Source organism: Vreelandella venusta (genome assembly GCF_007989605.1).
Lineage (GTDB): Bacteria > Pseudomonadota > Gammaproteobacteria > Pseudomonadales > Halomonadaceae > Vreelandella > Vreelandella venusta.
Window position 1 is genome coordinate 1 of sequence record NZ_BJUL01000056.1, and the last position, 1,256, is coordinate 1,256.

Here is a 1,256-nt window from a genome sequence, read left to right on the forward strand (position 1 = left end):
ACGAAGGTTGTTCACGTCGTTCTCCTTTACCAGTGCCAGCCAGCGCCAATACCTGCGCCGAAGTTGCTTTGCGAATCACCCGTCACCTTGCCTTGAATCACCCAGCGACCATTGTCAGAAAGGCGCGAGATACCGACCGATACCGCTGACTCACCGCCATAAGTACCTGCCCCGACACCAATCATGCTCTTACCGGGCATCCAGGCTTGCGGCACCGTGGAAGCGGCAATCGCACTGGCAGAGCCCGCATTCGCGTTGCGTTCGACGCTGTCGATACGACCATGCACGTTGACGATCTCATTCTGGAAGCGGCGGCCAAGCTCGTTCATCTGCCCTACATTGACCGCATCGCCCTCATTAACACCCGGTGCGACGTTGGTGATAGTGGTGCCACCCGAATCAATGCCGTTAACCGTCATGCTCGGGCCATCTTTAATGCTCACACCGTCGTTATTAACCGTGGTGTTGCCGGTGGTGACACTATCTACATCCAAATCACGGTTCATCGTTATCTGTACACCGTCACCGGTTGTCTTGGTCGTGATATTGTCATCACCGGTGATCGCTACCGTATCACCCAGCTGGCGGTTAACCGTATCGCCTTCATCAGCGCCAAAGTTCAACCCTAGCCCCAGCGTTTCGTTGATATCCGTGATGCTGTTTTCATTCGTGGTAATACGCTGGCTGTTGTCGGCAATATTCCCTTCGTTGTTGGTAATACGCTGGCTGTTGTCAACAATACTGTTGGTATTGTTAGCTACATTCTGGTTGGTATCGTGCAACTGGCTGCCGTTAATCGCATCGGAGCTATCATTGCTGATATCGCCATCCGCAACGTTCGTCAGCTTGGTGCCATCTTCACCTGCCAGCGTAACGCTGTCGTAGTTGATATCACCGTTGTCATCGCGGTCATACATGACAGCGCCGTCTGCGCCACCGCCACCCGTGTCACCTTCAACAATCGTCAGACGATCATCCAGGCTGCCCATAAAGTCCATCGCGGCATAGAGCTGGCTACCATTAATGGCATCGGTGCTATCCGCGGTGATACGCCCTGCCGCCACGTTGGTGATGGTGCGCTCGCTGCCCACACTGCCAACGCTGACGGTGGCGACGGGAGAAGCACCTGCAAACTGGTACGTTTGGCCTGCAATGTCTACCGATGCGGTACCAACCGCTTCTGCAGTGCGAGCGCCTTCCCCTAGCGCTACGCTACCTTGATGCGAGGCAATAGCGTCGTAGCCCATCGCCAGTGC

Annotated in this window: 1 protein-coding gene; it reads right to left on the minus strand. The window is 55.4% G+C overall.

The annotated features are described in order from the left end of the window. Positions 1–26: 26 nt before the first annotated feature. On the minus strand, positions 27–1,256 hold a 1,230-nt coding region (locus HVE01_RS19730), incomplete at its 5' end, for a YadA family autotransporter adhesin (protein WP_186808885.1).